We start from the raw sequence: 20,395 nt of genomic DNA, 5'->3' as shown, positions 1-20,395 counted from the left end.
TTTAGTTCTCCTGAATGTGTGGTGTGTCGAGTGCGCCGCGTTTCATCCAGAGCCAGTTCATGCGTTCAAATGAAAGCCAGACCGGATTGGATGCTGCTTGATCGGGGTTGATAAAAAACTGTTGATATCGGTTTTGATTAATCAGGTCGCCCTCGAGGTAGGCAAGCCAAACCGTGGTGGCATTGAGCAATGTGTGTGCGCCGCAGCCCGCGTTGAGGTTTTGTGGCAAAGCATGCCCTTGCACAACCTGACACAGGTGAATGGCGGGCAATGGCCCCATGCCCACCGCGTAGTTGGCTGTGTAGGGTGCCATCACAATTTCAGTGAGTTGTTGTGGGTTGAGTTGCGCAAACGGTTGTGCCGATACCAAGGCGTTCTGGGCGGGCTCCCCGGCTTGCTCAAGCGTGGCCACGGCCATTTTCCACTGACCGTGAATTCCCCAGGTCGCCAAAGTTGCAAGCGGCAGCCAGCCCTCGCGATGAAGGCAAGCATCACCGTTGCGTGATTCGGTCCCGCTGGGCAGGGTAGACGGGCAGGGCAGCCTGCCCGTGGCCAACACAAAACCTTCAACTGATTCCAGAATGCGTTGTCGAGATTCAAGGTGAGCGAGAACTTTGTCCTTCTCTCGCTGATTGGCCAGAAGGTGCATCACGGGTCCCAAAATAATGGCCATTAGCACTACTACCAGTGCCACTTCGATCAGCATGAAGCCACGAGTATTCATGGTGTACCTGTCAGCTTGAAACTGAATTGTTCAAGATTGGATTTGATGTTGTCGGGCCACGAAAAATGGCAGGTGCAAGCCGTGTTGTTTTGGCTCAGGGGGCACTGATTGCTGTGCACGGGACGGCACGATTTGTTGGTCGCCGCCACAGGTTCGAAATGGCTGACTGGCCACAGGTTCTGCAAGCTGGCTGGGCCCGCAAACACACAGGGCTCGTCAACTGTACTGGTGCAATGTGTTTGCATGTTGTGGCTTGCACAGTTGACATTGCCATTCAGGCACACAGCAGTCGAAATCCAGCTGCCCGGGTTGAGGCAGCTGCAGGTGCAGCGCGTTTTGGTACATCGGCATTGGCAACCCGAGTCGATGGGTTGATAGACCTTTGCAAGAGGGTCTTTGAGTGTCATGTTTTCATGTGGGCTCGCGTTTGAATTGAATTGGGGATTCAGTTGCTGCCAGGTTTTCAGTGTGCTTTTAAGTTGAGTCACTTGAACCCTTTTCATGTGGCTTTGCAGTTCACGGAGGTGAACGAGCACATAGGGCGGCGTGATGTCGTAATGGTGTTCCGCGGTTGGCGTGATTTTTTTGGCGACCACTGCAACAAGGTTTGTTTCTGTGCGATCGCTTTCAGCGGGAATGCGAATTTGAATTGCGGGCTTTGAATAATTCACCCACCGCCCCCAGCCCAGGGCATTGGGCTGAATCAATTGGCTTGAAACTGCGTACTCCCAGTGTGTGTCTGTTGATAAGGTCAGTTCGTTGAAGCGGGCGTCAATGCCGGCATTGAGATAGTTGACCGCAATCTTGCTGTGAACTGGCAGGTAGCCCCATGCTTTATTCAAACAGCTGGTTTGTGCATATTCTCCGGGTAACAGGGCGGGGCAAGGCAAATGACCCAAATGGCTTTGGCTATGCAAGCCCTGGCTGGCTGCAAATCCAAGCAAACTGGAACGAATGTGTTCAAGGGTCTGAGTTTCACGAGCCTGTTGTTGAAGCAGCAGGTTTTGCTTGAAGCTTGTGTTGTTGCGAAACTCAAGCGCAGCAAAGCTCAGCAGCATCATCAATAGCACGATTGCAAGCAGTGAATAACCTTGGTGCATTGGCTGTGTTTTCATGGCACCCATTTGCCTTGAACGGGGTCAAAGTTTTTCCGACCTGTTTTCGTATTGATCCAGCCTTGCACCGTGTAAGGAATATCTGTGACACTGGATCTGCTTTTCTCGGTAGGCGGGGGCGCAGGTATTTCCGGTTTGACAAACAAATTGTTGTCAAGCCATGCCTTGCTGTCAGGCAGTTCCAAATTGCCGCCTGAACTTACTTTTCCAAAGCACAATAGGTAAAAGGGGTTGTCGATCGACTCAGGTCTTGTTTCGATCAGGCAATGCCCGGCACCTGGTTGATTGCTATGGATCCAGGCGTTCCAGCTTTGCCACAGACCGGTCTCTTCCTTGAAGTTTTCTTCAATGACCAGCGTTTGGTTTGGTCGAACTGTTTTTTGAATGTTCAGCTTTGGTTTCTGACTCAGCTTGTGCTCAAACTCCAGGTTCAGTAAATGAATAAGTACAGCCATTGCGGCCGCCACAATGACCAAGTCGAGAACAGAGCGAATTGTTCGGAAGTGAACAATTTGTTGTGGGGTGCGGTGGGGTTTCGTCATTGGACTGTTGCCCCCACTGAGCACTTTGCCTGTTTTGGGTTATTGAGGGTGCATGCCTTTGGAACCCTTTTGCGATCTCGTTCCAGGTCTGCAATTGTCAGAATTTCACCTTGTTCGTTCCAGGAGACTTTCAGCGAGGTCAGGTTGGCACGCTCGCTGCGGCCAAACTTGCTCAGTTGCTCTAGCCAATCGCCAAATGCCACAGTTTTAGTGTTGTTTGAATTGCGTTGATGTGCATGTTGGAATTGCTGCAATCTGACTGTGTCGAGCACCGGCTGTTGCTGATTGTTGTGCCAACTCATCAATAAAAAGGTTGCGAGTGTGCAAGCCAAAGCCACCCCTCGAATGGCCTGGTAATTTCCAGATGGCTGTGTCCACAATCCAAGATACAAACGCAAGCTGCTTTGCAATTCGCGGGTAGAGGACTTGTTTGCAGCAATGAATTTTTTGAGGTGTTTAAATTCGTGCTGGTTGAGCCGTGCCATTTGAACAGCGTGATTGAACTGCGCCGATTTTGTCGCAGAAATGATTCGGCATTTTTTGCCCATTCCGCGTAGTTCAGTGAGTGCTTGCTGATGAAAAGCGGTTACTGGTGCCTCAATGATCCGAAGCGGGTTTTCTGCCACGCCGGCCCAGCGTTGCTCGGCCCAGAATGCAGCTGTGTTTGTGTTTTGAAATACGTTGAGGTAAACCGCGGTGTCCGCAAGGCTGAAACTGGAAAGCGCAATGGCGCTTCCAATAAATTCGCTGTAGGGAAGTCGCATTTCCTCGATCCAGTGCTGGTCTTGTTGCCGAAACAGAAGGACTAGTTCCTGCTCAAGCACCCAAACATCTGCATGCGTCGCGGCTGAATTCATGACAAACCCGTCAGGTTGTTGTAAAGCGGCGCCAGCGTGAATTGATAAGCCAGAGCAAGGGTAAGTGCAGCAACAGCCAAGGCGACAGATGGCAATGTGCTCTGCAAACGTTGTTGAGTTTCCCGTGCCTGCATTTCATAGACCTTTGCCGCCAGAAAAAAGCAGTAAGCCAGGTTGCCAGTTTGCTCGGCGAGTTGACTTTGGCGTATCAGAAAACCTGGTGCCCCAGCCAAACTCATTGACTGGCTAAGCGACATACCCTGTTTTAGCTGTTGTTGAATGCGTTGCATTAAACCGTTGAGTGCAAGCAAGGTACGTGTAGACAGTTGACGTGCGCCCAGCCATTTTGATGCGGGCAGTGTGCGGTGCCGCAAACAGTGCATCAGGTCCAGGCCTGCATGCAGTTCACAAGCGATTACATGATAGAAATTGGAAGAAAGCCAAATATTGTGTGGCAGCAATGGTCGTTTTTCTTGCTGATTTCGAGACTGTTTTAATCGGAAGTATCCGGCAATTGCGAAGAGCAATGCACCCATCAAAATTAAAGTGTCTGACCACTTGGCTGCACTTTCCGATGTGGCTGTTGTGTGCGCCAAATGAGGCGCGCTTACCTGATGCAGCAGTACCCAACATGCGCAGGCCAATGTTAAAACCAGCAGTGGGTAAATCATGCTTTTGCCCAAGGCATGTTGTGCATCGCTGGTGGTTTTCCAGCGGTCCAGTTGCGTTTGCAATGCCATGCCAAGATCGCCGCTGGCCTGTGCACACACCAACGCGATTTCCAGATGCATGGGTACTTTGATAAACGAGGCACGAAATGCAGTTTGAAGGTTTTGTCCTTCTTGCAGGAATTGCGCAGTTCGAGACAAACCAAGGCGCAACAGTTTTCCTTGTGAGTGGTCGGTTTGCAGCTCGCTGCTCAGTGCAAGTGCATCGAGTGCGGGCATGCCGGATTGCAAGAGTTCTGCCCATTGCCCAAGCCATGTGCGCCATGTGGACGGCGTAATTTTGTCGCCAAGTGATTTATTGTTCATTGGCAAGCAGCGTGGTCGAGGTTGGAAATTGAAGGTAATTCAAAGGCGACAGCAGAGACATGAGCTCGCCAATTGCTTTGCAACTGAGCACCTCCTTGCGAGGTACGCCTTTCAGGTCAATAACTTCAGCCCACAGCTGACGTTGTCCGTTTGGGGCTGCTGGTTTTAGCCTCAGGGTTGCAACGCCGTTCAAGCAATTCATCAAACTTTCCAGGCGCACATTCAGTTCAGTGAGTCGACTGATTGCCCCAAGGCAATCGGGTGCGTGCACGGAAGCAAAAACCCGATGCCCCGTGAGCGCAGCATTCAGGGTGAGCTCGGCGGTCTCTTCGTCCCTCACTTCTCCGACAAGAATGGTGTCGGGATCTTGACGCATGAGCGAGCGCAAACCCGATGCAAAATTCATGTGTGGCAATCGTGAGAGATCTGTTTGAACTGCATCCGGGTTGATGATTTCTACCGGATCTTCAAGTGTGGCAATGCGACCGGCATGCGACCCCAGGCTGTTTAGCATGGCATGCAGCATGGTTGTTTTTCCACTGCCGGTGGCGCCCGCAACCAGAGTTAATCCGTTCTCGTGGGTAAGCAAGTGTTGAATGTGAGCTAAGGCGGGGTTGCTTAAACCCAGTGCATTGAGGGTCATGCGGCTTTGCGTATTCAATAGCCGGACCACCATGTTTTCGCCGTGAAGGCTGGGGTGTGTGGCCAGCCGAAGGTCAATGTTGTTGCGGGTTAATCGTGCGTCTTGTGGGCGCCGCGTTTCCGCGATGTTCATTTTACTTTCGGCTTTGAAAGCTTGTATGAGCGATCGGCCGGTGTCGTTGGGAATCTCCTGAATTGGCCCCAATGCACCATTGACGCGCAAACGCACCGTGAAATTCTCTGGGGCAGGCGTGATGTGAATGTCGGATGCATTCTGGGCGGCAGCGTAGGCGATCGCGCTGTCGATATTCTTGAACGCAGGGAGCTGCACCGTGTGTGTCATTGAATTTTTGCCTGAATCAAAGAGCGCACGGTGAGCAAGGGCAGAGAACATTGCTTGTATTCACATTGGGCTTCGGCTTGCGCCAAATGCGCAAGTGCATCTGTAAAAAGCCCTTGCTTGCTCTGATGAAGAGCCATGTTGTAAAAGGGCTCTGGGGTATTGGGGTAGCGCTTCATTAGCAGGGCAAGCAAGGCATTCAGTGCTTTGGTCTGATTGGCTTGGTACAGGGTAAGGCCATCGGCCAGCGCTTTGTTAAGCTCTCCGAGCTCCTGGCCTGGCTCAAGTTGGCTTGCCGTGGCGCTTTCCAGTACGGTGGCCTTCAGCAATATCACCAGTTCAATGTGGCTTTCTCCCCGGGTTTGGCTTTGGGTGATCAGGTCAATTGATTCCGGTGTGCCGGGAATGCCACGATCCAGGCGCTTGTTTTCTTTTTGCCGCAGGCCGCCAAGCAAAGCCATTTCGCCACTTTTCAAGCGCAATATGGACTCGAGTTCACGGGTTTGCACCTCGGGTACCTTGCTGACAATATTGAGTTGTTGCAGGGCCGGGTTCGGGTCTTGAACAAAACCCACAATGCGGCTGAGTGTGGGCCGAACCCGCAGTTGAATTGCATTGTTGTCCGCTATTTGCGGTGTGACTGTCATTAAAAAGCCAACCGGAACTGTTTGAACCTGGGTCGTGAACGTTGAAAAGGCGGGGCTGTTTTGTGTGGGTGCGCTGGTTTGAACATCGGTGGTGAAATACACCCTGTTGTCGATCACTTTCAGCACTGCGGCCTGTTGGTTCATGGTGACCACACGTGGAGAAGAAAGCACCTCTGTGCGACCAAACTCCTCGAGCAGTCGCAAGGCGATATTGGTGTCAGCGCCGCTGGTGTTTCGCAATGCTGTGAATGTGAAAGCCGGGTTGGTCAGATTCAATCCTTGCACTGCCAAACCTGCAGTGACGCCATTTTGACGAAGCACGTTCCAGTCGATTCCGCGTTCATAGCGATCGTTCAGCGATATTTCTGTAATCACGGCTTCGATCACGATTTGCCGATCCACTCTGCGCTGAATTTGTTCCAGCCACTGCACAACCCGGCGATGGTGACTGGGTTTTGCAATCACAGAGACCGTTCCGGACTCGGGGTTTGCAATGACACGTCCCGACCGGGTTTCCTTGCGTGTGGTGGTGATGTCTCGTTTTTCCGTGGACACGGCAGTGGCGCTTTTCAGGTTGGGCGATTGTCTGCGGGGTGAGCTGTTTCTCGTGCTCGCATAAGTCCGGTCTTCTTCTTCATCGATTACCCGCTCACGCCTGGATAGCTCAATTGGTTTTGGTTGAACCTGAATGATCTGTTCGATTTGAGAGGAGATGTCTTGCCACAAGTCGTGTTGCTGCGAATTGTTCAGAACCAGCTCCGAGCGATTTCCGGTTTCCCGACGATCAGTTAACTCGCGCGGGCCACCTGCAATCGCCGAGCTCAGACTTGAGGAGTCATTCATTTGCCTGGCAATGGACAGGTAATCGAGGGTGTAAACCCGAAGCTGGTCAACTTCGCACCGCATTGAGAGCAGCTTTCCTTCAAACAACACATTGGCTCCGGCCTGAAACTCCAGGCTTTCAATGACCTGTTGAAGGGGCATGTCCCTTCCCACCAGGCTGACTGGAGTGTCGCCGCATCCATCCATTTCATAGCCAAGTTGCAGTTCGCGCGAGATCAATTCGAGCACTTGGCTGGCGGCAATGTTTTCAAGCCGGAATGTGAATGTTTCTTGATGTCTTTGCCAGGCGTTGCTGCGGTGGTGGATTTTATCGGCCCAAAAAACAGCATTCAGCTCTAGCGCGTGCCCGGCTTCGACTGTTGCGGTTGGTGAGTTGCTTGGGGGTGGGGTGGTCGCGCAAGCGTACAGGGCGGCGGTCAGGCCGGTTAAAAACACACGTGATAAGCGCACAGGTCGGCTTTTGGGGGTTTAGGTGCCGGGAATCATAATCGGCTGAAACCATTTCCACGCTTCGTGGTCATGCCTAGTGGGTGAGCCTGTCACCATTTGGATGGTGAGGGCATGTCCTTCGGGTTACAATAGCTTTCAAACTCGTATTCGTTTATTAAGGAGCCCCAATGGGCTTTGTTGCTCAATTAAAACACGTGGATTTCGGTTATAACGACCGCCTCATTCTTGAGGACATTTCTCTCGACATTCCGAAGGGCAAAGTGGTGTCGGTCATGGGCGGGTCAGGTTCTGGCAAAACCACGTTGTTGCGTTTAATGTGTGGCCAATACGCAGTCAACCGTGGAGACGTCCAGGTTTTGGGCCAGAACGTGGTGACCGCGAGTACCCAGCAGCTTTACGCTTTTCGAAAAAAAATTGGTGTGCTGTTCCAGTTCGGAGCCCTGTTCACCGATTTGAACGTATTCGAGAATGTGGCCTTTCCGCTGCGCGAACACACCAATTTGTCCGAAGCAGCCATTCGGGACTTGGTGCTTTTGAAGCTGCACGCTGTGGGCCTGCGCGGCGCAAGTAACTTGTTTCCGTCTGAAATTTCAGGCGGCATGAGCCGACGTGTTGCCTTGGCGCGCGCCATTGCGCTAGATCCCGAGCTTATTTTTTACGATGAGCCTTTCGCTGGCCTCGACCCTATTTCTCTTGGTATCACGGCCAACTTGATCCGCACGCTCAATGACGCACTTGGTGCAACTTCGGTCGTGGTTACGCATGACATCCACGAATCGTTTGCCATCAGTGACCATGTCATCGTGATTGCCAATGGCAAGGTGCTGGCTCAAGGTTCTCCAGCCGAAGTAGAGGCCAACCAAGATCCTTATGTTCAGCAGTTCATCAAAGGTTTGCCCGAAGGCCCAGTGAAGTTTCATTATCCTGCACGCAACTTGCAAGAGGATTTCGCATGAACCCGGTCGTTTTAGTCTCTCGTCTGGGCGCTGGCGTAATTGCCACAATTGCGGGTTTGGGCGTATTTGCCCGATTCGTGGGTACCTTGTTCATGTTGTTGCCCAAAGCGTTGCTTCGCCCACGCTTAATCATTGATCAGATTCATTTCATCGGCAATTATTCCCTGGTCATCATTGTGGTATCAGGCCTTTTCGTGGGGTTCGTATTGGGTCTGCAGGGTTACTACACCTTGAACCGGTATGGCGCCGAACAGGCGCTGGGCCTGCTGGTGGCTTTGTCGCTGGTGCGGGAGTTGGGTCCGGTGGTGTCGGCCCTGTTGTTTGCCGGGCGCGCCGGAACCTCGCTGACTGCTGAAATTGGCCTGATGAAGGCTGGGGAGCAGTTGACTGCCATGGAAATGATGGCGGTTGATCCCAAGGCACGCATTGTTACCCCTCGCTGGGTGGCCGGCTTGATTTCCTTGCCGTTGTTGGCAGGATTGTTCAGCGCTGTGGGTATTTTTGGCGGTTATGTGGTGGGTGTTTTATTGATTGGCGTAGATGCTGGCGCCTTCTGGTCTCAGATGCAGGCTGGTGTGGACGTACGCGACGACATCCTGAATGGCGTGCTTAAAAGCGTGGTTTTTGGTGTGGCCGTCAGTTCAATTGCCTTGTTCCAGGGCTATGCGTGTCAGCCCACCCCCGAAGGCGTTTCCAGGGCCACCACCCGAACCGTGGTGATTTCCTCCCTGACTATTTTGGGTCTCGATTTCGTGCTTACAGCACTCATGTTCAGTATTTAACGGATTGAAGGTATGAAAAAGAACACGGCAGTGAATTTTTGGGTGGGTCTGTTTGTACTGATTGGTGCAATCGCCTTGGTTTTTCTGGCCTTGAAGGCGGGCAATTTGAGCTCGTTCACCACGGGCGACCAATACCGGGTTACTGCAGAATTTGACAACATTGGCGGGTTGAAGTCACGTGCTCCAGTTAAAAGTGCTGGCGTTACCGTGGGTCGCGTGGCCAATATCAATCTCGATCCAGTCACCTTTCGCGCAGTGGTGGCTCTGGATTTGGAGGAAGGGTTCGAGTTTCCCAAGGACTCTTCAGCTAGAATCCTTACCTCGGGTCTGTTGGGCGAGCAATACGTGGGTATTGAAGCCGGGGGCGACCTCGAGAATTTAGCCAGCGGCGAGAAGTTTGCCCGTACGCAATCCGCTGTGGTGCTTGAAAACCTGATTAGCCAGTTTTTGTTCAGCAAAGCCACGGAAGGTGACTCTGAAAAGTGATGAAGGGGATTTGAAGTGTTAACGTCCATTCGAAAAGTAATTTTGCTGCTTGGTGTGCTTGGCTTGTCCACAGCATGTACCAGCATGCGCGCTCCTTCTGAAGCCGACCCGCTGGAGGGGTTCAACCGCTCCGTTGATGGGTTCAACCAGGTTGTTGACAAAGCCGTGGTTAAACCCGTTGCCCAAGGCTATGACCGGGTAACGCCACCAGAAATCAAGATCGTGGTCAGGAATTTTTTCTCCAATCTCGACGATGTTCGGGTTGCGGTAAACAATTTGCTGCAGGGTAAGCCCAAAGATGCGGGCAGCGACATCACGCGTTTTGCATTGAACACCACGATTGGTATTGTGGGTTTGGCTGATGTGGCCACCGAGCTTGGTTTCCAGAAGAACGATGAAGACTTTGGCCAAACTCTGGGGGTTTGGGGCGTGGGCCAGGGGCCCTATCTGATCTTGCCCTTTCTGGGCCCCAGCACTCTACGCGATGGCTCGGCAAGGTTCGTTAGTGCGTCACTCGACCCGCTTTACCACTACGACAATGTAAAGGCTCGCAATAGCTTGGTGCTGCTGAGCGCAGTAAGCGCACGCGCGCGCTTGTTGCCAGCCACTGATCTGGTTGAGCGCATTGCGCTGGATCAATATGCATTTGTGCGTGATGCCTATTTGAAACGCCGGGCCAGCCAGGTGCGAGACGGAGCACCTGATCCTGCCGATCCGGGTTATGAGGATTTTGAGGAAGAGTCACGTAGTGAAGTTCCCCAGTACTTTCCGCCCTTCAAGGCTGCCCTGGTGCAGCTTGATCAGGCCCGCACACCTTTGGATGTACAGCCCGATGCAAACCTGCCAACCGATTTGCAGCAAAGCGAACGGGCCAAGTCAGGTTTGGGTTTGTTGAACTGATTGGCGTTGGGTCGGTCAACCACCCCATAGGTATTGCGTTTTTAGATTAATGATTAACGTTTTGGAAGAATCATGAATATTGCAGTAAACAAGATGTTTCAATGGGTTGCGGCTGCTGCTTTGGGTTTTGGGCTGATTGCACAGCCTGCCTTGGCACAAGACATACCTGCCAACGAGTTTGTTGAAAAATTCAGCAATGAAGTGTTGGCTGAGATTCGTGCACGCAAGCAGGAACTTGTTTCTGATCCCAAGAAGCTGGACGCGTTGATTGATCAGAAAGTCATGCCCAATGTGAATTTCCGAAAAATGACGCAGTTGGTGGTGGGCCGCCCCTGGCGCGAGGCCACGCCCGAGCAGCGTGAACAAATTACCAAAGAGTTCCGGACGCTTTTGGTGAAAACCTACTCGGGCGCTTTGTCTCAGGTTGGCGACCAAACTTTGCAGGTTGATCGCTTGCGTGCCCGTCCTGAAGACACGGATGTGATTGTGAACAGCCGCGTGATTCAGAAAGGCGCGCCACCAGTGGACCTGGCTTACCGTGTTGAAAAGAAAGACGGTAAATGGCAGATCTACGACTTGAGCGTGTTGGGCCTGTGGCTGGTGGATTCTTACAAAGCCCAGTTTGGTCCCGTACTGGCCAATTCTGGCGTGGACGGTTTGATTCAAACCCTGAAAACCCTGAACGCGAAAGGTTGATATGAAGGTGTCGGCTGATCAAATTACCGTTCGCAACGGAGATGAAGTGATCGCCGAGATCACCAAGGCCTTTGCCAAGGGTGATCACGTTATCGACTTTTCAGCGGTCAAGCACGTTGACTCAACCGCCTTGGTCGTCATTTTGGCGGCCAAGCGAGTGCTTAAATCAGACAAAACCCTTGAACTCCAACATCCTCCTGCGCAGCTGGACAGTTTGATCGCTGCCTACGGAGTACAATCTCTCTTCTCATAAAAACCTGTAGCACCGTTCATCGGTGCGAGAAGTCATGTCGTTTGCACTAGAGCTAAGCTCGGTTTCCAAGTATTTTGGTGAATTCCGTTCCTTGAACAATGTGTCACTCACGGTTCAGGAAGGGGAGTTCTTCGCCTTGCTCGGCCCCAATGGCGCCGGTAAAACCACCCTGATCAATATTATTGCTGGCCTAAGCCGGGCCAGTAACGGCTCTGCCAGGGTGATGGGCTTTGACGTGGTGGACCAGTTTCGCGATGCCCGCCGAAGCATCGGTATTGTGCCGCAGGAACTCGTTTTTGATCCCTTCTTCTCTGTGCGGGAAACCTTGCGTTTTCAATCGGGTTACTTCGGATTAAAAAAGAACGACGACTGGATCGACGAACTGTTGCATTCGCTCAGCTTGATGGACAAAGCGGACAGCAATATGCGCACCTTGTCAGGCGGTATGAAGCGCCGGGTCATGGTGGCCCAGGCATTGGTTCACAAGCCGCCTGTGATCGTACTGGATGAGCCAACTGCGGGTGTAGACGTTGAATTGCGTCAAACCTTGTGGAAGTTTATCGCTGGCTTGAACCAGAAAGGTCACACCATTTTGTTGACCACTCATTATCTTGAAGAGGCGGAAACCCTGTGTAACCGCATCGCCATGCTGAAAAAGGGCGAGGTGCTCACCGTAGACACCACCCCCAATTTACTGAAAAAGCACGCCAATCAAACGCTAAATATGCAGCTCAATGGCGTGTTGCCGGCCGCTCTTCAAGCCAGGGTACTGAAGGCGAATGTCAGCGAAGGACGTTACACCCTGGCCTTGAACGGCCCTGCTGAAATTGAGCAAATCCTGGCCCAATGCCGCCAAGATCACCTGGATGTTTTGGAGTGCAGCATTGAAAAGCCTGATCTGGAAGAGGTGTTTGTGCAGCTGATGAGTGGGGGTTCCAAATGACCGGTTGGCAAACCCTGTTCAAAAAAGAGATTTTGCGATTCTGGAAGGTCAGCTTTCAGACCGTGCTGGCGCCTGTTGTTACTGCCTTGTTGTATCTCATGATTTTCTCGCATGTGCTCGATGGCAAGGTAGAGCCTTATCCCGGCGTTAGCTATGCGGCCTTTCTGGTGCCCGGCTTGGTGATGATGTCGGTGTTGCAAAATGCATTCGCTAATTCGTCGTCCAGCCTGATCCAATCCAAAATTACCGGCAACCTGGTGTTTGTGCTGTTGCCACCTTTGTCCCATTTCGAGTTTTTCTCAGCGTATGTGCTGGCCTCGATGGCGCGTGGCATTGCGGTTGGTCTTGGTGTTTTGCTGGTCACGGTGGCGTTTGTTGGCTTGCATGTGTACAACCCAGTCTGGATTTTGGTGCATGCCCTGGTGGGTTCAGCCTTGCTGGGCACCATGGGTGTTATTGCCGGAATATGGGCTGAGAAGTTCGATCAGCTGGCCGCTTTCCAGAATTTCATTATTATGCCGGCCACCTTTTTGTCGGGCGTGTTCTATTCGATCCACTCCCTGCCGGCCGTGTGGCAAACCGTGTCGCACTTCAATCCATTTTTCTACCTCATTGACGGTTTTCGCTACGGCTTCTTCGGGGTGAGCGATGTGAGTCCCTGGTTCAGCCTGGCAATTGGCCTGACTGCTTGGGCTGTTTTGACCGCAATTGCGATGCGGATGGTGACCTCCGGTTACAAATTGAGGGGATAATAGTGCTGTTGAATCAAAAGGATAGGAAAAATCATGTTGTTGCCTGAAACCGTTCGCGGCTATATTGCGCAGGGCTTGGAATGTGAACACCTCACCGTGTCTGGTGACGGCCAGCATTTTGAGGCGGTCATCGTGGCCAGTGCGTTTGAAGGGTTGCGCTCAATTCAGCGTCATCAAAAAGTGTATGCAGTACTGGGTGACAGAATGCGTGCCGAGATTCACGCGCTGTCGATGAAAACATTGACGCCCGGTGAATGGGCTCAACAACAAGCGTAAAAGGACTGCCCTTCAATGGATTCATTTTTGGTTCGTGGCGGTAAGCCGCTTCACGGAGAAGTGTCAATTTCTGGTGCGAAAAATGCGGCCCTGCCCATTCTGTGTGCCAGTTTGTTGACCGCCGAGCCGGTCACCATCACCAACGTGCCACGTCTGCGCGACATCAACACGTGTTTGCGCTTGCTGGGTTCAATGGGGGTGCAGTGCTTCTGGCATGGCGAAAACCAATTGGCTTTGCGTGCCGAAGAAATTTCTGAGCCCGTCGCCAGTTACGACCTGGTGAAAACCATGCGTGCCAGCATTCTGGTCCTTGGTCCCCTTGTGGCGCGTTTTGGCGAGGCCAGCGTGAGTTTGCCCGGTGGTTGCGCAATCGGGCAGCGCCCGGTTGACCAGCACATCAAGGGGCTGCAGGCCATGGGTGCTGAGATCACCATCGAGAAGGGCTACATTCATGCCAAGGCCAAGCGTTTGAAGGGCGCCCGCATTGTGACCGATATGGTCACAGTAACCGGTACTGAAAACCTGATGATGGCGGCTGCGCTGGCGGAAGGGACCACGATTATTGAAAACGCGGCCCGTGAGCCCGAAGTGGTGGACCTGGCCAACATGCTCGTGAAAATGGGCGCGAAAATTGAAGGCATAGGCACCGACACGATTACTGTACATGGCGTAGAAACGCTGCATGGTTGCGAGTATCAGGTGATGCCCGATCGCATCGAAGCCGGCACATTCTTGTGCGCGGTGGCCGCGTGTGGTGGCAACATTACCCTGAACAACACCGATGCAGACAGCATGGACGCGACCATTGAAAAGCTGCGCACAGCGGGTGTAAGCATTGAAGTCGATGGCACAAAAATTCACGCCAGCATGAGCACACGCCCCAAGGCTGTGGGTGCGCGCACAGCGCCATTCCCCGGCTTTGCCACTGACATGCAGGCACAGCTCATGGCGGTGAATTGTCTGGCCGATGGCACAGCAGTGGTGAATGAAACCATTTTCGAAAACCGTTTCATGCATGTTCAGGAAATGGTGCGTTTGGGCGCGAACATTGAAATTGAAGGCCACACAGCGATTATCAAAGGCGTTGAGCGCTTGGAGGGTGCTACGGTGATGGCCACCGACCTGCGCGCTTCTGCCGGCTTGGTGATTGCCGGTTTGGCTGCCAGTGATGAAACGCGGATTGACCGCATTTATCACCTGGACCGCGGGTATGACAAAATGGAAGAGAAATTGCGCAAATTGGGCGCGGACGTCACGAGAGTAGCGGAATGATCACACTGGCCCTGTCCAAGGGACGTATTTTTGAAGAAACACTGCCCCTGCTCGAGAAAGCAGGTGTTGTGCCGTCTGAAGACCCTGAAAAATCGCGCAAGCTGATTATCGGCACCAACCGTGCCGACGTTCAAATCATCATTGTGCGCGCAACCGATGTGCCCACTTATGTGCAGCATGGCGCTGCTGACCTGGGGGTAGCCGGAAAAGATGTTCTTATTGAGCATTCTGGCGCAGGCTTGTACCAGCCGCTGGATTTGAATATTGCCAAATGCCGCCTGTGTGTGGCTGCGCCCGAGGGCTTCGACTACGCCAGCGCCGTGAAGCAGGGCGCACGTTTGCGCATTGCCACCAAATATGTGAACAGCGCCCGTGAACATTTTGCCAATCGTGGTGTGCATGTTGACTTGATCAAGCTGTACGGTTCCATGGAACTGGCACCGCTGGTGGGCCTGGCCGACGCCATTGTGGATTTGGTCAGCACGGGCTCAACCCTGCGCGCCAACAAGCTGGTTGAGGTTGAAGAAATTTGCGAAATTTCCTCCCGATTGGTAGTGAACCAAGCGGCATTGAAAATGAAGTACGAGGCTTTGCAGCCAATTCTGGATGTGTTTACCCAAGCAGCAGCGTGAATTTTTAAAGGTAGTAAAAAATGTCTTCCCAAATTCGTCGATTGTCTACAAAAGAAGCCAACTTTGCCGAGCAGTTCCGTGCATTGCTCGCCTATGAAGAACAACGCGATCCCCATGTGGAAGGCGCAGTGGCCGATATTATTCATGCCGTGCGCAAGCGCGGCGATGAAGCCTTGCTGGAACTCACCGAGAAATTTGACCGTGTGAAGGTCGGCAGCGCTGCTGAACTGGAAATTGGGCAAGACGAGTTGAAGCAGGCTTTTGACACACTCGATTCTGCCCAGCGCGAGGCCCTGAAAGTGGCCGCACAGCGCGTGCGCGCATTTCACGAGCGTCAGGTTGCAGAAAGCTGGGAATTCACCGAGGCCGATGGCACTCGCTTGGGCCAGCGTGTAACGCCCCTGGATCGCGCGGGCCTGTATGTGCCCGGTGGCAAGGCCGCTTACCCGTCTTCCGTGCTCATGAACGCCGTGCCCGCGAAAGTGGCGGGCGTAAAAGAAGTGATCATGGTGGTGCCCACACCCAGTGGTGTGAGAAATCAAATGGTGTTGGCTGCTGCTCACCTGGCGGGTGTAGACCGTGTGTTCACCATTGGTGGCGCACAGGCTGTGGCTGCGCTCGCCTATGGCACACAGACCGTGCCGCGCGTGGATAAAATTGTGGGCCCTGGCAACGCGTATGTGGCCGAGGCCAAGCGCCGTGTGTTTGGCGCGGTCGGCATCGACATGATTGCAGGGCCTTCTGAAATATTGGTGATTTGCGATGGCAGCACGAATGCCGACTGGATCGCCATGGACTTGTTCAGCCAGGCTGAGCACGATGAAATGGCGCAGTCCATTTTGTTGAGTCCCAGCAAGGAATTCCTCGACAACGTGCAGGCCAGTATCAAGCGCCTGATGGACACCATGCCACGCGCCACCGTTATTGCTACATCGCTTAAAAACCGCGGTGCACTCATTCAAGTGCGCGACATGGATGAAGCCTGTGAGTTGAGCAATCAAATTGCCCCAGAACACCTGGAGTTGAGCGTGCAAGACCCCGACGCGTGGGTGGGTAAGTTGCGGCACGCCGGTGCCATTTTCATGGGCCCCTACAGCAGTGAATCGCTGGGCGATTACTGTGCAGGCCCCAACCACGTGTTGCCCACAGCAGGCACCGCCCGTTTCAGCTCGCCCTTGGGTGTTTACGATTTCCAGAAGCGCAGCAGTATTATTTTTGCCAGCCGTGAAGGTGCAAGCACCTTGGGTGAAGTGGCCGCTGAATTGGCCTATGGCGAAGGCTTGCCTGCACACGCACGTTCCGCAGAGTACCGTGTTGGCCCCAAGTTCCGAAAGGCGGATTGAGCGCACCATGAGTCTTCTTCAAAAAACGATTCGTGCCGACGTGCAGGCCACCCAAGCCTATGTGGTGGCGCCCTCGGCTGGCATGTTGAAACTTGATGCCATGGAAAATCCGCAGGGCATGCCTGCCGCTTTGCTGGATGAACTTGCACAGCAGTTGAAAACTGCTGAACTGAACCGCTACCCAGCACCCAAAGCTTTGGATCTTGAGGCCGCTTTGCGCGCTTGCACGGCCATTCCCAAGGCGGCCCACGTGTTGTTTGGCAATGGTTCGGATGAATTGATTGACCTGATCATTCGGGCTTGCTGCATGCCCGGCGACGCAGTTTTGTCGCCCGTGCCCACCTTTGTGATGTATGCCGTGTACAGCCAGTGGAGCCATGCCCGCTTTGTGGGCGTAGACCTGAATGCTGATTTCAGCCTCAACATGCCCGCCATGTTGAAAGCCATTGCCACCAACCAGCCCAAAGTGGTGTTTTTGGCTTACCCGAATAACCCCACGGGCGTGGCGCTGCGCGAAGCCGAAATTGTGCAAATTATCGAAGCAACGCCTGGCTTGGTGGTGGTCGATGAGGCGTACGAAGCGTTTGCAGATGCCTCGTTCATGGCGAGAGTCCTCGAGTTTCCAAATGTATTGGTGCTGCGCACTTTCTCCAAGCTGGGGCTCGCCGGTGCCCGTTTGGGCTACGCCGTGGCCAGCCCTGCCTGGGTTGAGCAAATCGACAAAGTGCGCCCGCCCTACAATGTCAACGTGCTCACGCGCATTGCGGTGCAGTTTGCACTAGAGCACTTTGATGCCTTCGCGGCACAGGCCGCCATGCTTTGCGAACAGCGCAATGTGTTGGCCGAGGCACTGAGAAATCTGAAAACAAGCAGCGGCGACGTTGAAGTGTTTGATTCTTACGCCAATTTTGTACTTTTCCGCGTCCCGAATGCGCTTGAAGTCTTTGATGCCCTGAAAAACAAGGGTATCTTGGTGAAATATGTGGGCAAGGCCCACCCCTTGCTCCAAAACTGCTTGCGCGTGACCGTGAGCACAGAACAAGAGAATCAGCAGTTTTTGGTGGCTGTGCAAGAATCCATCGACGAAGTGGCCGCGAAGGCCGCATAACTTTTAGACAATCATGAGAACCGCAGAAGTTACCCGCAATACCCTGGAAACCCAGATCACCGTCAAAATCAATCTGGATGGGACAGGTGAACGCCACCTCGACACCGGTGTGCCGTTTTTGGACCACATGCTGGAACAAATTTCGCGCCACGGCCTGTTCGACTTGCATATTGTGGCCAAGGGTGACTTGCACATTGATGCACACCACACCGTGGAAGACACTGGCATTACCTTGGGCATGGCATTCACCAAAGCTTTGGGTGACAAAAAAGGAATCGTTCGTTACGGCCATAGCTATGTGCCGTTGGACGAAGCCCTGTCACGTGTGGTGATCGATCTTTCTGGTCGCCCTGGTTTGCATCAGGACATTCCGTTCACGCGTGCCAGCATTGGTGCATTTGATGTGGATCTTGTGTTTGAATTCTTCCAGGGCTTTGTGAACCATGCCCTGTGTACCTTGCACATCGACAACCTGAAGGGTGTGAATTCACACCACCAGTGCGAAACCGTGTTCAAGGCCTTTGGTCGTGCCTTGCGCATGGCGGTGGCCATTGATGAACGTCAGCAGGGTGCCATTCCGAGTACCAAAGGTGCTTTGTGAGTCTAGTTGCCGTTGTTGATTACGGCATGGGTAACTTGCGTTCGGTGGCCCAAGCCTTGCAGCATGTAAAGCTCGACAATCAGGAAATTCAGATCACCGACGATCCCGCCGTAATCGACCGGGCCAGTCGTGTTGTATTGCCAGGTCAGGGTGCCATGCCCGATTGCATGAAAGCCCTGCGCGAATCAGGCTTGATGGACGCGGTGTACCGCACTGCCGAATCAAAACCTTTGTTTGGCGTGTGTGTTGGCGAGCAAATGATGATGGAGCGCAGTGCCGAAGGGCCTGCAGATTGTCTTTCCCTGTTTTCTGGTGATGTGGTGAAGTTTGATCCCAGGCTAACGGTGGAGTGCGGATTGAAAGTGCCACACATGGGCTGGAACCAAGTGAATCAGCGCGTGAAGCATCCCATGTGGGCAGGCATTGAGAATGGTGCCTGGTTCTATTTTGTACACAGCTATCACGTCAACCCCTTGAATCCGGAACACGTTGCAGGTGAAACTGACTACGGTGTTCGCTTTACCTGCGCCATTGCACGGGATAACATCTTTGCAACACAGTTTCATCCTGAAAAAAGTGCGGAGGACGGCCTAAGGTTGTATTCCAACTTTTTGAGATGGAACCCCTGATTTTTTATCGATCATTTTTTTCACCCACTTGAATAGTTAACAACACAGTCTCATGTTACTCATTCCAGCAATCGACCTGAAAGACGGTCAGTGTGTTCGCCTGAAGCAAGGCAATATGGACGATGCCACCATTTTCTCGGCAGACCCGGTCGAAATGGCCATGAAATGGGTACAAAGCGGCGCACGCCGCCTGCACCTGGTCGACCTGAATGGCGCGATCGCGGGCAAGCCCGTGAATGAGGGCGTCATCATCGACATTCTTGACGCGGTGGGTGGGGCAATCCCCGTTCAGCTTGGCGGTGGTATTCGAGACCTCGACACCATTGAGCGTTACCTCGATGACGGTTTGAGCTATGTGATTATTGGCACAGCCGCGGTGAAGAACCCTGGCTTCCTGCACGATGCTTGCGGTGCTTTCCCCGGACAAATTATTGTGGGTCTGGACGCCAAAGACGGCAAGGTAGCCACCGATGGCTGGAGCAAAATTTCCGGACACGACGTGGTTGATCTGGCCAAGAAATACGAAGGCTACGGCGTAGAGGCCATTATTTACACTGACATTGGCCGCGACGGCATGCTCGGTGGCGTGAATATTGAAGCAACCGTGCGCTTGGCCAATGCATTGACCATTCCGGTAATTGCCAGCGGCGGCATTACCAATCTGGACGATGTGAAACTGCTGTGCGGCGTTGAGCACGAAGGTGTAATGGGTGCCATCTGTGGTCGCTCGATTTACGAAGGCACGCTGGATTTCGCAAAAGGCCAGGCTTTGGCCGATGAATTGAACGGAAAGTCCTACTAATGCTTGCAAGCCGTATCATTCCCTGCCTCGATGTAACTGCGGGCCGGGTGGTCAAGGGTGTCAATTTTGTTGAGTTGCGAGACGCGGGGGACCCCGTTGAAATCGCACGCCGATACGATGATCAGGGTGCCGATGAGCTGACTTTTCTGGACATCACGGCATCATCGGATGACCGTGACCTGATTTTGCACGTCATCGAATCTGTGGCCAGTCAAGTGTTCATTCCTTTGACGGTGGGCGGCGGTGTGCGCAAGGTCGAGGACGTGCGCAGGCTATTGAACGCAGGTGCCGACAAAATCAGCATCAATACCTCTGCGGTCACCAACCCCGAGTTGGTGGCTGAGGCTGCGACCAAGTACGGTTCGCAATGCATTGTGGTGGCCATTGATGCCAAAGCAAAAAGCAATGGCGAGCCCGGCTGGGAGGTGTATACCCATGGTGGTCGCAAACCCACCGGCCTGGATGCCGTTGAGTGGGCGCGCAAAATGCAGGCGCTGGGCGCCGGGGAACTGCTGTTGACCAGCATGGACCGCGACGGCACCAAAATCGGATTTAACCTTGAGTTGACTCGTGCGGTGTCGGATGCGGTCACCATTCCGGTGATTGCCAGTGGCGGTGTGGGCAACCTGGATCACCTTGTCGACGGTGTGATCAAAGGCAAGGCCAGTGCAGTGTTGGCCGCCAGCATTTTTCACTATGGTGAATACACGGTACAGCAGGCCAAAGCCCACATGGCCAAGGCCGGCATTACAGTTCGGCTGTAAAGGGGC

24 protein-coding genes are annotated in these 20,395 nt (G+C 53.3%); 17 read left to right on the top strand and 7 right to left on the bottom strand.

Annotation, left to right across the window (positions count from 1 at the left end; translation table 11 throughout):
- Position 1: 1 nt before the first annotated feature.
- Genes ACVL1J_RS00575 through ACVL1J_RS00545 form a run of 7 tightly spaced genes read right to left on the bottom strand, consistent with a single transcriptional unit; the run spans position 2 to position 7,194 of the window.
- On the bottom strand, positions 2 to 724 hold the full coding sequence (locus ACVL1J_RS00575) for a type II secretion system protein (protein ID WP_159568160.1): 723 nt from the start codon (positions 722 to 724) through the stop codon (positions 2 to 4).
- Positions 721 to 1,839, bottom strand: a complete 1,119-nt coding sequence (locus tag ACVL1J_RS00570; RefSeq protein WP_491665005.1) for an OrsD domain-containing protein — start codon at positions 1,837 to 1,839, stop codon at positions 721 to 723. The genes ACVL1J_RS00575 and ACVL1J_RS00570 overlap by 4 nt, the downstream gene beginning before the upstream one ends.
- Positions 1,836 to 2,381, bottom strand: coding sequence for a hypothetical protein (locus ACVL1J_RS00565; RefSeq protein WP_491665004.1), 546 nt, complete (start codon positions 2,379 to 2,381; stop codon positions 1,836 to 1,838). Before ACVL1J_RS00565 ends, ACVL1J_RS00570 begins: the two co-directional genes overlap by 4 nt.
- On the bottom strand, positions 2,378 to 3,238 hold the full coding sequence (locus tag ACVL1J_RS00560) for a hypothetical protein (protein ID WP_491665003.1): 861 nt from the start codon (positions 3,236 to 3,238) through the stop codon (positions 2,378 to 2,380). Before ACVL1J_RS00560 ends, ACVL1J_RS00565 begins: the two co-directional genes overlap by 4 nt.
- Positions 3,235 to 4,272, bottom strand: a complete 1,038-nt coding sequence (locus tag ACVL1J_RS00555; protein WP_341237239.1) for a type II secretion system F family protein — start codon at positions 4,270 to 4,272, stop codon at positions 3,235 to 3,237. Before ACVL1J_RS00555 ends, ACVL1J_RS00560 begins: the two co-directional genes overlap by 4 nt.
- Entirely contained in the window at positions 4,262 to 5,257 is a 996-nt protein-coding gene (locus tag ACVL1J_RS00550) for a GspE/PulE family protein (RefSeq protein ID WP_491665002.1), read from the bottom strand. Before ACVL1J_RS00550 ends, ACVL1J_RS00555 begins: the two co-directional genes overlap by 11 nt.
- Positions 5,254 to 7,194: a type II secretion system protein GspD gene (locus tag ACVL1J_RS00545; protein WP_491665001.1), complete on the bottom strand. Its 1,941-nt coding sequence runs from the start codon at positions 7,192 to 7,194 to the stop codon at positions 5,254 to 5,256. Before ACVL1J_RS00545 ends, ACVL1J_RS00550 begins: the two co-directional genes overlap by 4 nt.
- A gap of 167 nt (positions 7,195 to 7,361) precedes the next feature.
- Between ACVL1J_RS00545 and ACVL1J_RS00540 the strand changes: the two genes are divergently transcribed.
- The 17 genes from ACVL1J_RS00540 to hisF all read left to right on the top strand — a co-directional run bounded on the left by ACVL1J_RS00540 (position 7,362) and on the right by hisF (position 20,389).
- Entirely contained in the window at positions 7,362 to 8,150 is a 789-nt protein-coding gene (locus tag ACVL1J_RS00540) for an ABC transporter ATP-binding protein (RefSeq protein WP_159568167.1), read from the top strand.
- Positions 8,147 to 8,932 (top strand): lipid asymmetry maintenance ABC transporter permease subunit MlaE, encoded by a 786-nt coding sequence (gene mlaE / locus ACVL1J_RS00535; protein WP_159568168.1) that lies wholly within the window; start codon positions 8,147 to 8,149, stop codon positions 8,930 to 8,932. The genes ACVL1J_RS00540 and mlaE overlap by 4 nt, the downstream gene beginning before the upstream one ends.
- 12 nt (positions 8,933 to 8,944) lie before the next feature.
- A complete protein-coding gene (gene mlaD / locus ACVL1J_RS00530; protein WP_159568169.1) occupies positions 8,945 to 9,418 on the top strand; it encodes an outer membrane lipid asymmetry maintenance protein MlaD in 474 nt (157 codons plus the stop codon).
- A gap of 15 nt (positions 9,419 to 9,433) precedes the next feature.
- Positions 9,434 to 10,318, top strand: a complete 885-nt coding sequence (locus tag ACVL1J_RS00525; protein WP_236550777.1) for an MlaA family lipoprotein — start codon at positions 9,434 to 9,436, stop codon at positions 10,316 to 10,318.
- 72 nt (positions 10,319 to 10,390) lie between these two features.
- The gene (locus ACVL1J_RS00520) at positions 10,391 to 11,014 is read left to right on the top strand and encodes an MlaC/ttg2D family ABC transporter substrate-binding protein (RefSeq protein ID WP_159568170.1); all 624 of its coding nucleotides are present in this window, start codon (positions 10,391 to 10,393) and stop codon (positions 11,012 to 11,014) included.
- A gap of 7 nt (positions 11,015 to 11,021) precedes the next feature.
- Complete coding sequence (locus ACVL1J_RS00515; RefSeq protein ID WP_491665000.1) at positions 11,022 to 11,267, top strand: STAS domain-containing protein; 246 nt, start codon at positions 11,022 to 11,024, stop codon at positions 11,265 to 11,267.
- A 34-nt stretch (positions 11,268 to 11,301) separates the two neighbouring features.
- Positions 11,302 to 12,210 (top strand): ABC transporter ATP-binding protein, encoded by a 909-nt coding sequence (locus ACVL1J_RS00510; RefSeq protein WP_159568172.1) that lies wholly within the window; start codon positions 11,302 to 11,304, stop codon positions 12,208 to 12,210.
- A complete protein-coding gene (locus ACVL1J_RS00505; protein WP_159568173.1) occupies positions 12,207 to 12,962 on the top strand; it encodes an ABC transporter permease in 756 nt (251 codons plus the stop codon). The genes ACVL1J_RS00510 and ACVL1J_RS00505 overlap by 4 nt, the downstream gene beginning before the upstream one ends.
- A gap of 33 nt (positions 12,963 to 12,995) precedes the next feature.
- Positions 12,996 to 13,238 carry a BolA family protein gene (locus ACVL1J_RS00500; RefSeq protein WP_371717123.1) on the top strand — a complete coding sequence of 81 codons (243 nt, stop codon included), beginning with the start codon at positions 12,996 to 12,998 and terminating at the stop codon, positions 13,236 to 13,238.
- A gap of 15 nt (positions 13,239 to 13,253) precedes the next feature.
- The gene (gene murA / locus ACVL1J_RS00495) at positions 13,254 to 14,510 is read left to right on the top strand and encodes a UDP-N-acetylglucosamine 1-carboxyvinyltransferase (RefSeq protein ID WP_159568174.1); all 1,257 of its coding nucleotides are present in this window, start codon (positions 13,254 to 13,256) and stop codon (positions 14,508 to 14,510) included.
- Positions 14,507 to 15,142 carry an ATP phosphoribosyltransferase gene (gene hisG / locus ACVL1J_RS00490; protein WP_159568175.1) on the top strand — a complete coding sequence of 212 codons (636 nt, stop codon included), beginning with the start codon at positions 14,507 to 14,509 and terminating at the stop codon, positions 15,140 to 15,142. The genes murA and hisG overlap by 4 nt, the downstream gene beginning before the upstream one ends.
- 20 nt (positions 15,143 to 15,162) lie before the next feature.
- Positions 15,163 to 16,485 carry a histidinol dehydrogenase gene (gene hisD, locus ACVL1J_RS00485; RefSeq protein ID WP_491664999.1) on the top strand — a complete coding sequence of 441 codons (1,323 nt, stop codon included), beginning with the start codon at positions 15,163 to 15,165 and terminating at the stop codon, positions 16,483 to 16,485.
- A gap of 7 nt (positions 16,486 to 16,492) precedes the next feature.
- The gene (hisC, locus tag ACVL1J_RS00480; protein ID WP_159568177.1) at positions 16,493 to 17,593 is read left to right on the top strand and encodes a histidinol-phosphate transaminase; all 1,101 of its coding nucleotides are present in this window, start codon (positions 16,493 to 16,495) and stop codon (positions 17,591 to 17,593) included.
- A 13-nt stretch (positions 17,594 to 17,606) separates the two neighbouring features.
- Positions 17,607 to 18,194: an imidazoleglycerol-phosphate dehydratase HisB gene (gene hisB / locus ACVL1J_RS00475; RefSeq protein WP_171035109.1), complete on the top strand. Its 588-nt coding sequence runs from the start codon at positions 17,607 to 17,609 to the stop codon at positions 18,192 to 18,194.
- Positions 18,191 to 18,823 carry an imidazole glycerol phosphate synthase subunit HisH gene (hisH, locus tag ACVL1J_RS00470; protein WP_491664998.1) on the top strand — a complete coding sequence of 211 codons (633 nt, stop codon included), beginning with the start codon at positions 18,191 to 18,193 and terminating at the stop codon, positions 18,821 to 18,823. The genes hisB and hisH overlap by 4 nt, the downstream gene beginning before the upstream one ends.
- Positions 18,824 to 18,875: 52 nt before the next feature.
- Positions 18,876 to 19,625, top strand: a complete 750-nt coding sequence (gene hisA / locus ACVL1J_RS00465) for a 1-(5-phosphoribosyl)-5-[(5-phosphoribosylamino)methylideneamino]imidazole-4-carboxamide isomerase (protein WP_159568179.1) — start codon at positions 18,876 to 18,878, stop codon at positions 19,623 to 19,625.
- Positions 19,625 to 20,389 carry an imidazole glycerol phosphate synthase subunit HisF gene (gene hisF / locus ACVL1J_RS00460; protein ID WP_159568180.1) on the top strand — a complete coding sequence of 255 codons (765 nt, stop codon included), beginning with the start codon at positions 19,625 to 19,627 and terminating at the stop codon, positions 20,387 to 20,389. The genes hisA and hisF overlap by 1 nt, the downstream gene beginning before the upstream one ends.
- The last annotated feature ends 6 nt before the right edge of the window (positions 20,390 to 20,395 follow it).

The organism is Limnobacter sp. G6BE5S (genome assembly GCF_058448965.1).
The sequence above is the reverse complement of the archived record's forward strand: the minus strand, read 5'-3'. Positions and strand labels throughout refer to the sequence as shown.